Source organism: Inquilinus sp. KBS0705 (assembly GCA_005938025.2).
Lineage (GTDB): Bacteria > Bacteroidota > Bacteroidia > Sphingobacteriales > Sphingobacteriaceae > Mucilaginibacter.
In genome coordinates, this window is record VCCI02000003.1 from 382,110 (window position 1) to 400,289 (window position 18,180).

Consider the following 18,180-nt stretch of genomic DNA (forward strand, 5'->3'; position numbering starts at 1 on the left):
AAAAGCATCATTTTATCAATTATTAGCGATGTGTTTATTTAACAGGCAAAACAAACCAAAATTCCGACCCTTTGCCTTCCTCGCTTTCAACGGCCAGCTTACCACTATGTTTTTTAATGATCTCTTTTGAAATATACAGCCCTAAACCCAGGCCCTCAAATGTGTTTTTTGATATGGCCTCCACCCGGTAAAAGCGGTCGAATATATTTTTTTGTTTATCCTTTGGTATACCAATTCCATGATCTTTCACGGTTACTTTTACCATCGCTGATTCAATATGAAGTGCTATTTCTACAACATTTTTACCCGGCGAGTATTTTATGGCGTTATTAATCAAATTGTTAATCACCTGGCAAATACGGTCTTTATCGCCATATATATCCGTTGGTATTTGTGACTCGTAAATAATTTTGTGTGTGGTTTTTGATGCCTGTGCTGCTGCTATTACATCTTCAATACATTCATTTATATCAAACCATTCAAAATGATATTGCAACTCGCCAGCTTTTATGCGGGTAATATCCAGCATGTCGTTTATCAGGTTTAGCAGCCTGTTTAACTGCGCTTCCATACGCGTAATTAGGCCGATATCCTTGTCGCGGCCTTCCTTTTGATGGCTGCGCTGTAATAATTGTAAAAATCCTTTTAATGCGGTTATAGGTGTTTTTAATTCGTGCGATGCCATCCCCACAAAGTCTTCCTGCTGCCTGGCCCTTGTAATACGCTCAGTAACATTTCGGTAATGAAAAACCACTGCTTTAATATAACTGTCTTTTAAAAGGTTTATGGCTGTACCTTCAATCCATATCCATTCGTTATTTTTAGTTTTTAGCTGATGTAAAAAATCCGTTATCTGCCCGTAATCGTTACAAAGCTTTAAAAATTCATAATCAAAAGCTTTGTATTCGTCGGGGTGTATCAGGCTGTATAAGGTGCGGCCCATTAAATCTTGTTCAGTGTATCCCAGCAACTCTTTTACCGAGGGTGATATATACTTTACACCGCCATCAATATCAGTCATTAAAAACCCTTCAGAGCTTTTTTCGATGATGCCCCTAAACCTTTGTTCGCTTTGCGATAAATTAGTGTGCATACGCTCTATGGCACGCAGTAAGCCGGCAAACAATAGGGCTATTATAAGAAACAAAAATATGCCGACAATAAATATAGGAGGCTCCATAATGTGCTTTGGCAACAGGAATAAAAATGCGCACGAGGAGCTACACAATGCGCCTACTAATGCTGAGCGGCTGCCACCATATGCCGCGCTTAAAAACAGCATACCAAAGTATATCATAAATGGCGCGCGTTGCCCAATAACAGATAGTGGATTAAGATTGAGCCAGGTTGCTAATAATGATGCGGTTAGTGGCAGTAGCACTTTTAACCAATCGGGGCGATTAGCTGACCTTGCAACATCCCATACTTTTATCGACGAAATATTTTTGATCATTTAAAATCAGCATAAATGTACAACAGCAATATAAAAATGTAGCGGAAAGGCCTTTATAAGGCGATATATGTTGTTTAAAATTACTACTTATTTATCATTTATTTATCATATACAGCCGGCTATGTATTCCGTTTTAAATAATATGTATAAATTCAATGTTTTCATTTTAAGCCATTTATGAAATTAGTTAACATAAAGATAACATTGAATTGATTTAATATTAATGTAGCTTTGAAAGTAATTTATACTATATATGAAAAAAGATAAACGATCCCTACTTAAATCGGCCAAAAAAGCAATTAAGAATGATATAAAGCTTGGCCTTATTGCCGAACTAAAAAAATTAACAGCTACGCATGTATCAAAAAAGCTGGATAAGAAAATAGAAAAAGGTGCCGAGCAGTTGGCAAAGAAGATTGCCAAAGAAATTAAACTCGACAAATTGGCTATAGCCGAATCGACCGATGCTAAGCCGGCTAAAGTTGCCGAATTAAAAACAGCCGCACCTGCGGTTAAAAAGGCAGCTACTGCAAAACCGGTTAAAGATGCACCGGTACCATCTGCAAGCTAATTAAGCTTTTGTGATATAAAAAACCCCGTTGCCTTAAGGCAAACGGGGTTTTAATTTTTATAGGAATATTATATTTCTTTAATATTCAACTTTTTTACGCCATAAACTCCGGCTAATACTACAAAGCCTACTACCCATTGGTCTAAAGGAGTTTCCAGATCCGGGTCTTCGCAGTTGGGGTCAATAAATGGGTCGCACTGTGCATACAGCTTTAATGATGAGCATGTAACGAGTAAAAAGATGCAAACCGTCCAAAATATCCTTAGCTTTTTTCTTTTAGTCATAATGGTTAGTTTTTTATGAATTTTACGCGTCCTACAAATGTGTTGGTTGCTGCATCAGTTATCTCTACCAAATAAACCCCTTGCGTTAACGATGCTACATTTTGGCTTATAACATTAGCCCTTGCTTTTAACGAGGCCTTTATTACTTTAAAACCAAGGCTATTATATATAGCAACCGAATATGAGCCATTACCCAAAGGGTTATAGCTTATATTTATCTCGTTTACAGTAGGGTTGGGGTATGCAGTTATATTAACCACCTGGGGTGTTGCAGCGGTATTATTATACGTTAATGTTTTAGAATAAGTATAGGTACCATTTTGGTTATATTGTTTTAAACGGTAATAGTTAGCTCCTTTTAGCGGTGCCGTATCTATAAAGCTATATTTAGTTAAAGCAGTATCCTTAAGGCTTTTAACTGTGCCTATAATGCTAAATTTAGTTGTTGTTGCGCCACGTTCAATCTCAAACCTATCATTAGCTTTCTCGTGTTTGGCTTGCCATGCAAGGCTAACGCCAAGGCTTGTTTTTTGCAATGAAAAGCTAACCAGCTGAAAAGGTAACACCACCTCGGCTTTGGTAAGGCTAAGTACAAATCGCTCGGTGCCGTAGGTTGCAGCTATGGTTTTATCAATAGTAAAGGCATAGCTTGTATTTTTTGCAACGGTAACCGTTTTATTAAGGTAATTATCTTTTAGCGTTAGCTTGTAGCCGGTAGTTGCGGTTATATCTGTAAATACCAATTTTACCGCGCTTGTAACTGTAGCGTTAACTGATAGTTTTAACTGGCTTACCAGGCTTATATCTGGCATAAAGTTAACCGCAAGGGTTTTAGCATCGCTTGATAGCGAACCCAGGCTAACTGTATTTCCTGCGAAATAAACGGCATCATCTGCCGATGTTGCCGATGCGCCTGTTTTAAATACAACGGTAGTCTCGTCCTTCGATTTATTGTCGGTTAAATACAGGCGTAAAAACTTGGTTATGGCAACTGCCGCGGTAGCCTGCCTATTTTCGGGGCCTACGCTTAAAAGCCTGGCCGGGGTATTGCTAACTTTGCTGCCTTCGGTAAAGGTTACACTGCCGGTGTTACTGGCATCAAGTACTTTTACAAAGAAGCCCTGCCCGGTTTGTATGTAGCGCGAGCCGCCATTATTACCAACGCCCCCAATGTATGTGGCCGAACCACCACCTGCTTTTAAAGTTACCACCTGGTCTACCAGGTTGGTAGAGTTGCTCAATATGGTTGCCCAATCTATAGTCGACGCGTAGGGGTTACCCACAAAATTGTAACCGTTTACAGGATCGCCGGCGTTATGGGTATTGGTTAAACCGCTTATGGTTATAGTGTTTTTATTGATAGGCCCTGTAAAAGTAAGGGTAACATCTTCAGGCAGGTCAAATGGCGCATTAAGTTTACCGTCAGGGTCGCTGCGGTCACCTCTAAAAAACAAGTAAAAACCCTTGCCCGGTGTTGCTGATTGATTGATAGTAGCTATTGGCGTATAAATGCCCGTAGTGTAGGGTGGCTCGTTATAGGTTTGCAATGTTACCGCATTAGGTATGCCTGTACCGCCTAAATCAAAACCATTAGCCGTATTACCCGGCCCGGTTATAAACACATAGCTCTGCATTTGCTTGTATGTTTTATTAACCAGCGCAGCATCATTTATTGGTGTAGACATTGCACGGGTACCACGATAGATATCGGTACCGGCACCTGTAATAAACGTTTGTACATTAACATTGCCGGTAATATTTGTACCTGCAGGCAATGCAGCTATACCGCCGTTCCCGCTGGAGTCTGATGCCATAACCAGGTTGCCGTTTGCAGCTAATGTGGCTGTGCCGGCCATGCTAAGCACGCCTGTACCTGCTACATTGTACGTACCGCTATTTAATGTTTTTGTACCGCTGTTGCCAAAGGTTACATTTTTAAAAACCACACCATTGCCGTTATCGCTTCCGCCGTCGTCTAATAATTGTGCAGTGCCTGTAAATTGTACGGTAGCACTGTTGGTTTGCAAATCTACCTTACCATCGTTAGACGACCAGTTACCCTTAACAGTTATGGTTCCTGCTGTAGCAACTTTATTACCGGCATCTGTAAAAAACAGATCTGTATAAGTACCCGGCACAACGGTTTGGTCGGCAGGGCCATTGTAATCTATATCAACAGTCCATGTTTTTGAGGCAGGGATAGGGGTGCTTCCGATGTTTTGGGTATGCAGAGTGTTAGTGCCTGTATTTGTAAAGCTACCGCCAACAGCCAGGCTATTAAGGCCCATGTCCAGATCGCCGCCAATAAGTGATAACTGCCCATTTATAGTATAGGTAGCTGTAGTGGCCGGCATCGTTGCACCCTGTGAGTTATCAATAGTTAAATTGTTTACGGTTGTGGGCAGGCCGGTACCAATAGTTTGCCCGTTATCGCCATTATAAGTATAGTTAGCCCCCGTGCTCATGCTTATGGTTCCGCTGGTTTGTATACTGCCCGATGCACCTGTTGCTGATAAGCCGTCATCATTACCGGTTAGTAAGGTGCCGCCACTGTTTAAGGTAAATGTGCCGCTTGATCCATCTATTACAGATGTGCCAAAATCAACAAGTGCATTACTGTTAATTGCAAAGTTTACCGCCCCCGAAATGGTTCCGCCGGTTTTGGTGTAGGTTTGCGTTGTAGTACCGTTAAATGCGATGTTGGACGCTGTTGAAGTACCTTTTTGTAAGGTTCCGCCCCCCATGGTAAAATTGCCCGAGACATTAAGCGCCATAGTTCCGCTTGTGGTATTCATTATCAGGTTACCGCCAGACAAGTTAAAATCCCCTGCGACTGTTAATGTACCACCGGTGCCACTCAATCTAAAGCTTCCGGTGCCGGTTGATAATACGGAAAAGTTCTTGGTTGATGCTGCAACAGCGGAATTAAATGTAATACCACTAATTGCAACGTTTTGCGACGGGCAATTGTAAATAAAGTTGCCAAATGACTGGTTAGTGTTTGAAATGGTCCCGGTTGCGCTGGTGTACCCAATTATTTCGCAGGTAGATGCAGCATTCCAGGTAGCGGTAGGTATGGTACCTACGCTTGTGGTATAGTTATGCTGATATTTACCGCCTGCTGCAAAAGAAAGCGCGCCGGTGGTAGTTATGGTGCCGGCATTATTTAAAACGCCGCTTACGTCAAATGGTGTAGCTACCCCGCTGGCAATGGTAAGTGTTACGCCACTATTTACATTTACCTGCCCTGTGCTGCTTATTATTACCTGGTCTACTGTTACGCTGGCTGTAACTGTAATAGTATCGCCGGGCATAATGGTTATAGTATTTGCCGCAGATGTTGGCGTAAGCGTCGCGTTTTGCCAAGATACACCACCTGTAGAACTTTGCCAGTTACTTGCATCGTTCCAGTTACCCGAGTCTCTTGTACGAAAGTAATCGGTAGTAACCGTAGCCGGCACACCTACAGGTACGCTTACCGTTGTGGTAATAGCACCCTGCGTGGCGGTTATGGTTGGTAACGGCGATGTTGAAGTACTTTTAATTGTGATTGAAAAAGTTCTTGTGCCTGCGGCCAGTGCAGCAGCGGCTGGTAATACAGCTGTACCGTCTGACGAAGTGATGGTTACTGTACTTGTTACGGTTGTTACTTTATTGTAATAAGCATCAACAGCATTTACTATTATGTTGAAGGCAGTATTACGTGCAGGGGGATTAGCAGTACCCGTTGCGCCGGTGGCAGTACCCGGTGCGGCTGTTTCGCCGGGCAGTAATATTTGCAGTTGGGTGTAAGTATTTGTGTTTACCGTTGTAGCGGCACTGGTAGATGCTGTTTTTGTACCGTCGGATGCATCTGTGGCGGTTACCGTTCTGGAGCCTGATGTTTTAAGTATTACACTAAACGTTTGCGAACCCGATACTAATGCGGCATTAGCAGGCAATACGCCGTTAACATCCGAACTGGTTATTTTACCGACATCGGTAACGCTGGTTACAGTGTTCCAGGCAGCATCAACGGCTCTTACTGTTACCGTAAATGCAACACCTGCAGTGCGCGCACTTGGTGATCCCGTTTTGCCTGTAGCCGACCCGGCAGAATAACTTTCGCCGGGCATTATTAATAAAAACTTGACAAAAGCGCCAATATTAACAGTTACCGAAGGGCTTGTATTGGCTGTTTTTGTATTATCAGTAATATCGCTGGCTGTTACAGTGGCAGTACCCGGTGTTTTTAATGTAACCGCGAAGTTTGTTTTTGTACCTGCCACAAGCGCGGCGTTTGCAGGTAGGGCAGCTAATGGGTCGGTAGATGTTATGCCCATTGTTTGGGTAACCGTAGTATTTCTATTCCAGTTAGCATCAACCGCGTTTACCGTTACGTTGAAAGAGGTGCCTGCCGACTGTGCGTTTGGAGTGCCGGTTTTACCCGTGGCTGTTCCGGGCGCTGCTGTTTCACCCGGTAATAATATTTGCAGCTTGACAAAAGCTCCGGCACTAACGGTGACATTTGGGCTGGTATTGGCGGTAATGCTGATTGTGGTAATATCTTTTGCCGTTATTGTTTTTGTTCCGGTTGTTTTAAAGGTGAAGCTGCGGGTAATAGTACCCGACGAAAGCGCGATGTTTGCAGGTAATGTAGCATTTACATCTGTAGAGGTAACGCCTACTACATCTGTTACCGATGTTACCACATTCCAGGCAGCATCAACCGCGTTTATCCTGATGGTTAAAGCAGTACCTGCTATTTGTGCCGACGGCGTGCCGGTTTTACCTGTAGTTGTGCCGGGTGCGGCAGTTTCGCCGGGCAATATCAGTTGTAATTTTACGAAAGTGCCAACATTTACTATAGTTGACGGGCTTGTGTTAGCTGTTTTTGTATTATCGGTAATGTTACTGGCTGTAACGGTGGCAGTGGTTGTAGCAGTTCTTAAAGTTACACTAAAGTTTTTAGTACCTGCCACAAGCGCGGCATTAGCGGGTAGTATGGCATTAGCATCGTTAGAAGTTATTCCTGCTGTTTGCACAACGGTATTTACAAGGTTCCAGCTGGCATCAACAGCGTTTACCGTTACTGTGAATGCTACACCTGCGGTGCGGGCGGTAGGTGTTCCGGTTTTTCCTGTTGCTGTTCCGGGTGCTGCTGTTTCACCTGGCATAAGTATTTGCATTTTGGCAAATGCACCTACACTTGCGGTAATTGCAGGGCTGGTATTAGATGGTATAGCCGGTGTGGTTATATCGCTGGCCGTGATCGTTCGGGATACGCCCGCTGTTCTAAAGGTTACACTAAAAGTTCTGGTACCTGCGGCCAATGCGGTATTTGCCGGCAATGTGGCATTTGTTTCGGTTGAGGTTATGCCTGCAACATCGGTCACTGTAGTTACAACATTCCAGTTAGCATCAACAGCGTTTACAATTACGTTAAAGGCGGTACCTGCAACCGGTGAAGTTGGTGTACCTGTTTTACCTGTGGCCGATCCTCCGGACGCCGTTTCGCCGGGTAACAGTATTTGCATTTTTGTAAATGTACCGGCTACCTGCGATAGCGCACCTACACTTGTACCGGTAGTAAAGCCGGCTATAGTGCCCGTGCCCGATGTTCTGGTAATATTTGCGCTTGCAATTGTGCTTTTAACTGTGCCCTGCACTTGCAAGCCACTAATAGTGATAGCATTTAAGGTGGAGCTCCCTGTTACAGTATAAGTTACGGTAACAGTATTTGCAGTAACTACAACACTTGCAGCCGATACGTTACCTGCGCGGGATACACTACCCACGCCTGCTGAAAATTGCCAGTTTGTTGGGGCGGTGAGTACGAAGGTTACATTGGTGCCGGTGGTAAAATCAGTATTAGTACCACTGCCTATTACAATATTGCCTAAGGTGGTAAACGCAGCGCCGGCACTGCCCGATGATTTATCGGCAGAAATTCCTGTTCCACCTGTTGCTGTAGTTATGGTAGCAGTGGCGAAACTATATGTAAAAAATAAACTGGATATAAGCAGGCAAATAACCGTTTTATATACAGCTTTCAGGCTGATCAAAGCTTGTAAATATTAGCGCGCATATTTAATATATATAAGTATTAAAGTACTTTTTGGGGTAAAGGTAGCATATATTGTACCACATGCTCTGAATATTATATCTATATACGTATAAATTGTACTAAAGGTTAAATTTTTTTAAAAAAGTGTAACATTCCCCTATTTTTAATTATCTATATATGTATAATTATGCCCATTTTGCGGCCTGTTTTACTATGCCCTTTTTTCTACGAATAAAATAAATGATGATTTTTCTAAAACACGCCCGTTTGTGCGTAACTAATAAAGCCCCCGGTATTTTAATTGCAATTGCATTAACGGCCGGCTTATCCTCATGTGGTAATAAAAACAAACAAGCGGCTAACGGCACACAAGCCAACCAGGTGCTGGAATATAAAGTGCTTGAACTACCCGCGCACGACGCCACTTTAAATGTAGATTACCCGGCAAGTATCCAGGGTCAGCAGAATATCGAGATCAGGCCTAAAGTTGATGGTTATGTAGAAAAAATATTTGTTGATGAAGGCTCGATCGTAACCAAGGGTCAGTTGCTTTTTAAAATAAGCGCCCCGCAATACGAGCAGGAGGTGCGTACTGCCGAAGCAGGTATACGCACCGCCGAGGCCGACCTTGCCCTTGCCAAAATGCAGGTTAATAAGGTAAAGCCATTGGTGCAAAAAGATATTATCAGTAAATACGAATTGGAGTCGGCCGAGTACGCACAGCAATCAAAAGCAGCTGCCCTGGCGCAGGCAAAGGCAAGCCTTGCAAACGCGAGGGTTAACCTGGGTTATACTACTATTACCAGCCCGGTAAACGGTGTAATAGGTGCCTTGCCCTATAAACTGGGTAGCCTGGTAAGCGGCAGCACAACCGAGCCCTTAACAACAGTATATAACACAGCTAATGTTTACGCTTACTTTGCCCTTAACGAAAAACAACTGCTTAATTTTAGCCGCGATAGTACCGGCAACACATCCCTAAAAGCAAAGATAAGTAAGCTGCCTAATGTATCGCTTATACTGGCAGATGGTACAGTTTACGAGCATACCGGCCGCGTAGAAACGGTTAACGGTTTAATAAATACAGCAACGGGCGCTGCTAATGTACGTGCCGGCTTTATTAACCCGCGCGGGTTAATACGCAGCGGCAGCAGTGCATCGGTAAGGATACCCAAAGTGGTAAAGGGTGCTATTTTAGTGCCGCAAGCCGCTACTTATGAGTTGCAGGACAAGCGTTTTGTTTATGTGGTGGATAGCCAGAATAAAATAAAAAATATAGCCATTAAAGTGATGGATAATACCGCCGGCCAGTTTTATGTAGTAACCGAAGGCTTAAAAGCAGGGGATAAAATTATACTGGAAAGTTCGGGTAATTTGCAGGACGGTACCACCATTAAACCAAACCTGGTTAGCGCGGCTTCTGTTTACGGCGACCTTAAATAATCAATCCATTTTAGCTTATATAACTAAAGCAATATCATGCTTAAAAAATTTATAGAACGCCCGGTTTTATCTACCGTAATATCAGTAATACTGGTAATACTGGGCGTGTTGGGCCTTATTACCCTGCCGGTATCGCAATACCCTGATATTGCGCCACCAACTGTGCAGGTACAGGCATTTTACAGCGGCGCCAATGCCGATGTGGTTTTAAAAAGTGTCATCATCCCGATGGAGGAGCAAATAAACGGGGTGGAGAACATGACCTATATGACATCCTCGGCCAGTAACGATGGCTCGGCATCAATAACTGTTTACTTCAAAGTAGGCACCAACCCCGATCTGGCGGCGGTAAACGTACAAAACAGGGTATCGAGGGCTACCAGTTTGTTGCCATTGGTGGTAACGCAATCGGGAGTGTCGGTATCAAAAAGCCAGAGCAGTCAACTGATCATCTTCTCGCTTTATAGTGAGGATAAAACCTACGACGAAACCTTTTTGCAAAACTATACCAAAATAAACCTGGTACCGGCCATACAGCGTGTTACCGGTGTGGGTAATGCCATGGTATTCGGTTCAAAAGATTACTCGATGCGTATCTGGTTAAAGCCTGATGTAATGTCGCGCTATGGCTTGATACCTGATGATGTGACCGAAGCTTTGAACGAACAAAATATTGAAGCGGCACCCGGTAAATTTGGCGAGAACAGCCATGAGCCCTTTCAGTATGTTATACGTTACAAGGGGAGATTGCAATCATCAAAAGAGTTTGGCGATATCATCATCAAATCGGTAGGTAACGGGCAGCTGTTAAGGTTAAATGATATAGCACGTATTGAGCTCGGCGCCTTAGATTATTCGTTCCAGGAACAAACCAACGGATACGAATCGGTAGGTGTGGCCATTAGCCAAACAGCAGGCTCAAACGCGCGCGACGTAATTAACGAAACCAAAAAGATCATTGAACAGGCATCAGAAAAATTCCCGAAAGGGGTTAAGCTAACCTACCTGGTTGATGCCAACGAATTTTTAAATGCCTCTATTGAAAAGGTTATCAGTACGCTGATAGAGGCTTTTATATTGGTTTTTATCGTGGTATTTGTCTTTCTGCAAGATTTCCGCTCTACGCTTATTCCGGCTATAGCGGTGCCGGTAGCTATTTTGGGTACCTTCTTCTTTTTAAACCTGTTTGGCTTTACCATTAATCTGCTTACGCTATTTGCGCTGGTGCTTGCCATAGGTATTGTGGTAGATGATGCCATAGTAGTGGTAGAGGCAGTACATGCCAAGCTCGATCAGGGCTATAAATCGGCGCGTAAGGCATCTGTTGATGCCATGAACGAGATATCGAGTGCCATTGTTTCTATTACATTGGTTATGTCGGCAGTGTTTTTACCGGTGACCTTTATCGCCGGTTCAACCGGGGTGTTTTACAAACAATTTGGTATTACACTCGCGGTAGCCATTATATTATCGGCAGTAAACGCTTTAACATTAAGCCCTGCCTTATGCGCCTTGTTTTTAAAGCCTCATCAAAAAGGTACTAAAAAGCATGGCTTTATTAACCACTTTTATACGGTATTTAATACTGCTTTCGATGCCGTAACAGGCAAGTATAAAAAGTCTATCAACTTTTTATCGCACCGTAAATGGATAGCACTCGCAGCAGTAGCGGTGTTTTCGGCGGTGTTTGTTTACCTGGTAAAAACTACACCATCCAGCTTTGTGCCTAACGAAGACCAGGGTACCATATTCGCGGCGATAAGTTTACCGCCCGCATCGTCAATGGAGCGTACAGAAGCGGTAGCCACCAAGATAGACAGTATTGGCCGTACCTTCCCCGAGGTTGAAAATTCACTAAAATTAGTGGGGTTCAATTTTCTGGCCGGATCGGGTAGTGCCTACGCCATGGTGATATTGAAGCTGAAAGACTGGGACCAGCGCAAAGAAAAACAGCAAAGCCTTGAAAGTATTATAGGGCAGCTTTTTGTAAAAACAAAAGACCTGCGCGAAGCGAGTGTTTTTTACTTTTCGCCGCCAACCCTGCAGGGTTTTGGTAACAGCGATGGTTTTTCGTTTGAGCTGCAGGACAAAGGCGGGCACTCTATAGACGAGTTGTTTAAAGTAAGTAACAAGTTTCAGGCGGCGTTAAAAAAGCGGCCCGAGATACAAAATCTAAACTCTTCCTTTAACCCAAATTTTCCGCAGTTTCAGGTTGATATAAATGTGGCTAAATGTAAAGAAGCAGGCGTTACTGTAAATTCGGTGCTAAGCACTTTGCAGGGCTACTATGGCGGTTTATATGCATCAAACTTTAACCAGTTTGGTAAGCAATACCGGGTAATGGTGCAAGCCGATTATGACTACCGCGCTAATGAAACCGGGCTTAGCAAAATATTTGTACGTACTAACGCGGGTGTTATGGCACCTATAACCACGTTTATTAGCTTAAAGAAAGTTTTTGGTCCGGAGTCTATTTCAAGGTTTAACCTGTTTACGGCGATATCAGTTTCGGGCGCGCCAAACCCGGGTTACAGCACCGGCGATGCTATTAAAGCCATACGGGAGGTAGCCGCTCAAAACCTGCCGGCCGGTTACGATTATGAATTTTCGGGTTTAACCCGCGAAGAGTTGAGTACAGGGACGCAATCGGCATACATTTTTGTATTGTGTTTAGTATTTGTTTATTTTTTGCTGAGCGCGCAATACGAGAGTTATATACTGCCATTTGCGGTACTGTTATCGCTGCCGGTAGGTTTGGCCGGTACCTATTTGTTTGCGCAGATATTTGGCGTGGGCAGTAATATTTACCTGCAAATATCCCTTATAATGCTTATTGGCTTACTGGCAAAAAATGCCATTTTGATTGTAGAATTTGCTTTAGACAGGCGCAAAGCAGGTATGGACCTTATACCGGCTGCCATTGCCGGTGCCGAGGCACGTTTACGACCTATTTTGATGACCTCATTTGCCTTTATATTTGGTATTATGCCATTAATGTTCTCGACCGGTGCAGGTGCCAATGGTAACCGCTCGATAGGTGTAGGAGCTGTAGGCGGCATGTTTGTAGGTACCGTGTTTGGCATTTTTGTTATACCGGTGTTGTTTATCATTTTCCAGCATTTGCAGGAGAAAGTAGGCCGTAATAAAGAGCATGATAACGACGATGATGATGTGGTTATTGTTAACCACGGCAATTGATCTCTTTTTTAAAAGATAGTGATACAAATGAACAGATCTGTTATAAAATATATCATACTTAGCGCGCTGGTTGTTGGCGGTGTATCGTGCAAGATCACCAAAACATACCAAAGTCCGCAGGTAAAAACTGATAACCTTTACCGCGACCTGGCAGGTACAGATACCACCACTATGGCTACTATGCCATGGCAAACGCTTTTTGCCGATACCGCCTTAAAAGCCTTAATACAAGAAGGTCTAAGCAACAACCTCGACCTGAAAACAGCTATACAGCGCATAGCAGAGGCACAGGCAACTTTACAGCAAAGCAAGGCAGCTTTTTTGCCTAATTTAAGCGCCAATGCCAGCGTATCACGCTCAAAGCAATCATCTGCCGGGTTAAATTTTCCGGCGGGTATTAGCATTAATACATTAACTACCACTTACCAGGCCGGCTTAAGTACGGCGTGGGAGGCTGATATATGGGGTAAGCTAAGTAGTGCTAAACGCGCCGCATTAGCCAATTATCTGCAAAGCGATGCCGCAAAGCGCGCTGTACAAACACAGCTGATTGCCGATATAGCCAACAACTACTTTAACCTGCTGGCTTTAGACAGGCAACTGGAGATAACCCTTGAAACCCTGAAGAACAGGATAAAGGATGTTGAAACCATGAAGCAGCTAAAGGAAGGCGCTGTGGTTACAGGTGCGGCCGTAGTACAAAGCGAAGCTAACCGCTATGCGGCCGAAGTATCGATACCGGATATTAAGCGCAGTATACGCGAAACAGAGAACGCGCTGGATATTTTACTATCGCGCCCGCCCGGCCCAATTTACAGGGGTACGATGGCTGCCCAAAACGTAGTGGCCGACCTTAAAACAGGCATACCTGCGCAATTACTCACTAACCGCCCCGATGTTCAGCAAAGCGAACTGGCTTTCAGGACGGCGTTTGAAAACACAAATGTGGCCCGCAGCTATTTTTACCCATCGTTCACTATTACAGCGTCGGGTGGTTTATCAAGCCTGCAATTAAAGGACTTTTTTGATCACTCTATATTTTACAATGCAGTGGCGGGGCTTACCCAGCCTATATTTAACCAGGGCATTAACAAAGCCCGTTTACGCACAGCACAAGCACAGCAGCAGGAAGCACTTAACGGTTTTCAAAAAACACTGCTTACCGCAGGGCAGGAAGTATCAAATGCTTTATATGCCCACCAAACAGCTGTTGAAAAAGAAGATGCCAGGGGTAAGCAGATCATAGCACTGCAAAAATCGGTGCAGTATACCCAGGAATTATTGCGCTATAGCTCGGCAACTAACTATACTGATGTGCTCACCTCAGAGCAAAATCTGCTATCGGCCCAACTAAGCGGCGTGAACGATAAGTTGCAGGAATTGCAAGCCATTGTTAACCTGTATCGTGCTTTGGGAGGCGGTTGGCGTTAATAAAATTATAAAAAATACAATGCTTTGGTGTTATTTGTGTAAAAAATGGGTTACATATACCCATTTTTTGCCACATTTTAAATGCGTGTAGTAAGTTTGTAATTGTAAAAACTCCGCAAATATTGCCCGTCTTCGGTAATATTATTTGATCAATCTGTTAATTTTAACATATTTCTCTAGTATTAATATAATTATTATTCAATTAATAATATCGGCTGCTATTAATCAATGATTACTTTATTTAATCGTAAAGTAATATGTTTGCAGTGTTATTTACGTTACGCAATTAGGCATTAGCAAACATTTACCAATACGCTGCTTAATCCGCATTTTTTCACCCCTGATTAATTACACGGTCCTGTAAATGGATTGCCTTGCCTGTAGCTTATAACATAAGTTGTAAAAACACGGCTGTTAATGCCGTAGCAAAGAATATAAAACGCTATTTGTTCTTTATAAGATCAGTTAATTAGGAAAGCGGCTTCTTGAGCGTAGGAGCCGCTTTTTATCACTTTTAATATTTTAATTATTGGATGTTTTTTTATGAAAAGGAGTAGTGAATATGAATAGAGTACTATTACTAATTTTTTTAATTTTTAATGCTTTCGCGGTAACCGCTCAAACAACAACCGTAACCGGTACCGTTACAGCACAGGAAGATAAGGGAAGCCTGCCCGGCGTAAGTGTTAGGGTAAAAGGCACACAAGCCGGCGCTGTCACCGATGTAAACGGTAAATACAGCATTAATGTTCCCGCAGGTGGTACCACGCTGGTATTTTCGTTTATAGGTTTTGCCAATCAGGAAGTACCTATTAATGGCCAAAGTGTTATTAATGTGGCTTTGGCAAATAGCAGCCAGCAATTAGGCGAAGTAGTAGTAACCGCGTTAGGTATATCGCGTCAGGAAAAATCACTGGGATATGCCGCGCAACAAATTAAAGGCGAGAATTTAACCATGACCCGCCAGCAGGACCTGAACACCTCATTAGCAGGTAAAGTATCGGGTGTGCAAATATTGGGCGGTTCGGGTGCAAAGTTCGGTACATCAACCGTACGTATAAGGGGTATAAACTCATTACAAGGCGGTAACCCAATTTATGTAGTTAACGGTGTTGTAACCGACCCTAATGCTATTAATAACGATGACGTTGAATCGCTAACGGTATTAAAGGGCCCTGCTGCAACGGCTTTATATGGCCAGCGCGCGTCAGAGGGTGCGGTGGTTATTACGCTTAAAAAAGGTTCAAACAAAGGTGTAGGTATCTCAATTAATCAAACCACAAGTTTAGAGCGTGTTTACACACTGCCCGAGTACCAGAACGAGTATGGTGGCGGTACAAGCCAGGAGTGGAACTTGTATACCTACAAACCCGGCGACCCAAGCTACCTGCAAGGCCTAAGCAATGTGAAATATTACGATTATGGTGTTGACGAAAGCTGGGGCCCTAAAATGGATGGTACGCCATACGCGCCATGGTATTTTTGGGATCCAACCAACCCGGGCTTTAAACAATTACAATCGTTTACAGCGCAACCCAACAACGTTCGCGATTTTTACCAAACAGGTGTTACTACCAATAATAACGTGGCTTTTTCAAAAGCAGGCGATAATTACAACACCCGTATATCGTATACTAACTTAAACCGTACTGGTGTTAGCCCTAATACCAAGCAAACACGTAACAACGTAAGCTTAAACGGCGAGATAAAAATTACACCTAAATTTACTGTTAGTGCAAACGTTAACGTTTTTCAGGAGAGTTTATTTAACGTGCCTGCCGAAGGTTACGGTACGCAAACTTCGGGCTCATTTAATCAGTGGTTTCACCGCGATATTGATATAAGCAAGCTTAAAAACTACCAGCGCCCTGATGGTACTTACACCACCTGGAATATTACCAGCCCTACCAACCTTGCCCCGCACTATTGGGATAACCCATATGTAGAGGCTTATGTTAATACAGCAAGGGCAAATAATAACCGTTTGTATGGTAACATTACCGGCGCTTACAACTTTACCAAATCGCTTAAACTATCGGTTATTGCCCGCGGCGATTATTTAAACCGCGATGCTAACAGCCGTATAGGTTCGTACACGCTTAACCCCGATTACTATGGCGAAAGCGCGTACCAATACAAAGAGTATGATTACGTAGCATCGTTAGAGTATGATCATAACCTATCTAAAGATCTTTCTTTTAGAGCAGGTGTTTATGGCGAATCGCGCGAGGATGTGGCCAATTACCTAACCAGCAGCACAAGCGGTGGTTTGGCAGTACCCGAATTGTACACCGTAGGTAACTCGTTAGACAGGCCTAATACCAACAACTTCCATAGCCTTAAGGTAGTGAATAGTATATATGGTTATACATCATTTGGCTATAAACAGTTCCTGTACTTAGACTTAAACTTACGTAACGACTGGTCATCGGCGCTGCCAATAAATCAAAATTCATATTTATATGGTGGTGCCTCAGGCTCGTTTGTATTTACCGAATCGGGCCTTATTCCTCGTAACGATATATTAAGCTTTGGTAAGTTAAGGGCTTCTGTTGCGCGTGTTGGGTCGGATATTAACCCGTACCAAACCGGCCAAACTTACAACTTAAGTACAGTGCCTTATGGTAGCAGCCCGGTACAATTTGTGCCAAACAGCCTGCCAAACGCCAACTTAAAACCAACCCTGTCTACCTCGTATGAGTTAGGTACCGAGTTGCGCTTTTTAAGGGACCGTGTAAGGTTCGACTTTAACTACTATTACCGCAATTCTAAAGACCAGATATTACCTTTACCGGTTAACGGTACTACAGGTTACTCAACCATCCTGATAAATGCAGGTTCAATTGTTAACCATGGTATCGAGCTATCGTTAGGCGGTACGCCGGTAAAAAGCCGCGACTTTACTTACGATGCTAACATAAACATCGCGTTTAACCGTAACAGAGTAGTATCGTTATATCCAAACTTTAACGTGCTACGGTCATCCCCCGAAGGTGGCGGCGGTGCTACCATATCCGGCTACCAGGCTGCAGGTTCTACAGGCTTCGGCTTTGTAGGCTCGCCTTCATTCTCGGTAAACAGCCAGGTTGGGCAACCATACGGCCAGTTAATTGGTTCGGGCTTTACCCGCGATGGTGCAGGCAATATTGTGGTTGATGCCGATGGTTTCCCTGAGCGTACAGATGTTGTAAACCTGGGTAACATATTACCTAAATATACCGGTGGTTTTACCAATAACGTAACCTATAAAGGTGTTACGCTTGGTTTCTCTATCGACTTCCAATATGGGGGTAAATTCGTATCGGTTACACAACAAAACCTTGCAGGTTCGGGCTTAGCTACAGCAACTGTTGGACTTAACGAAAACGGCAAGCCAAGGCGCGATGACCCATCAACCGGTGGCGGTACTTTAGTAAAAGGCGCGCACGAAGATGGTACACCAAACACCACTTTTGTAGATACACGAACCCTTTACGAAAGTGTTTACAGCGCCATTTGGGAAAAATGGACCTACGATGCTACGTATGTTAAACTACGCGAGGTAAGTGTTGGTTATAACCTGCCAAAAAAATGGTTCGGCAAAGTTCCGCTGCAAACAGCACGCTTCTCTGTTGTTAGCCAAAACCCATGGTTGATATACACAAAAGCTAAAGGAATTGATCCATCGCAGTTACAAACATCATTTTACGAGGGCGGCCAGTTACCTGCAACCCGCACACTGGGCTTTAACCTTAATTTAACGTTTTAAGAAAGA

General features: G+C 43.5%; 8 protein-coding genes. 5 read left to right on the top strand and 3 right to left on the bottom strand.

All coding sequences use genetic code 11. The features are described 5' to 3' along the window. Positions 1-34: 34 nt before the first annotated feature. Positions 35-1,453, bottom strand: a complete 1,419-nt coding sequence (locus tag FFF34_016010) for a PAS domain S-box protein (GenBank protein ID TSD64057.1) — start codon at positions 1,451-1,453, stop codon at positions 35-37. Positions 1,454-1,706: 253 nt separating this feature from the next. Here FFF34_016010 and FFF34_016015 point away from each other — a divergent pair, with 253 nt between their 5' ends. Then, positions 1,707-2,024 (top strand): hypothetical protein, encoded by a 318-nt coding sequence (locus tag FFF34_016015; protein ID TSD64058.1) that lies wholly within the window; start codon positions 1,707-1,709, stop codon positions 2,022-2,024. A gap of 68 nt (positions 2,025-2,092) precedes the next feature. On the opposite strand, the gene FFF34_016020 is transcribed toward FFF34_016015, so the two are convergent. Together FFF34_016020 and FFF34_016025 are read right to left on the bottom strand one after the other, a co-directional pair. Beyond that, positions 2,093-2,308 (bottom strand): hypothetical protein, encoded by a 216-nt coding sequence (locus FFF34_016020; protein TSD64059.1) that lies wholly within the window; start codon positions 2,306-2,308, stop codon positions 2,093-2,095. Positions 2,309-2,313: 5 nt separating this feature from the next. Then, complete coding sequence (locus FFF34_016025; protein TSD64060.1) at positions 2,314-8,352, bottom strand: T9SS type A sorting domain-containing protein; 6,039 nt, start codon at positions 8,350-8,352, stop codon at positions 2,314-2,316. Between the two features lie 245 nt (positions 8,353-8,597). Here FFF34_016025 and FFF34_016030 point away from each other — a divergent pair, with 245 nt between their 5' ends. The 4 genes from FFF34_016030 (at position 8,598) to FFF34_016045 (ending at position 18,174) form a co-directional block, all read left to right on the top strand. Continuing rightward, positions 8,598-9,797, top strand: coding sequence for an efflux RND transporter periplasmic adaptor subunit (locus tag FFF34_016030; GenBank protein TSD64189.1), 1,200 nt, complete (start codon positions 8,598-8,600; stop codon positions 9,795-9,797). Positions 9,798-9,833: 36 nt separating this feature from the next. After that, on the top strand, positions 9,834-12,995 hold the full coding sequence (locus FFF34_016035; protein ID TSD64061.1) for an efflux RND transporter permease subunit: 3,162 nt from the start codon (positions 9,834-9,836) through the stop codon (positions 12,993-12,995). Between the two features lie 27 nt (positions 12,996-13,022). Next, positions 13,023-14,426 carry a TolC family protein gene (locus FFF34_016040; GenBank protein TSD64062.1) on the top strand — a complete coding sequence of 468 codons (1,404 nt, stop codon included), beginning with the start codon at positions 13,023-13,025 and terminating at the stop codon, positions 14,424-14,426. Between the two features lie 562 nt (positions 14,427-14,988). Beyond that, complete coding sequence (locus tag FFF34_016045) at positions 14,989-18,174, top strand: SusC/RagA family TonB-linked outer membrane protein (protein TSD64063.1); 3,186 nt, start codon at positions 14,989-14,991, stop codon at positions 18,172-18,174. Positions 18,175-18,180 lie beyond the last annotated feature (6 nt).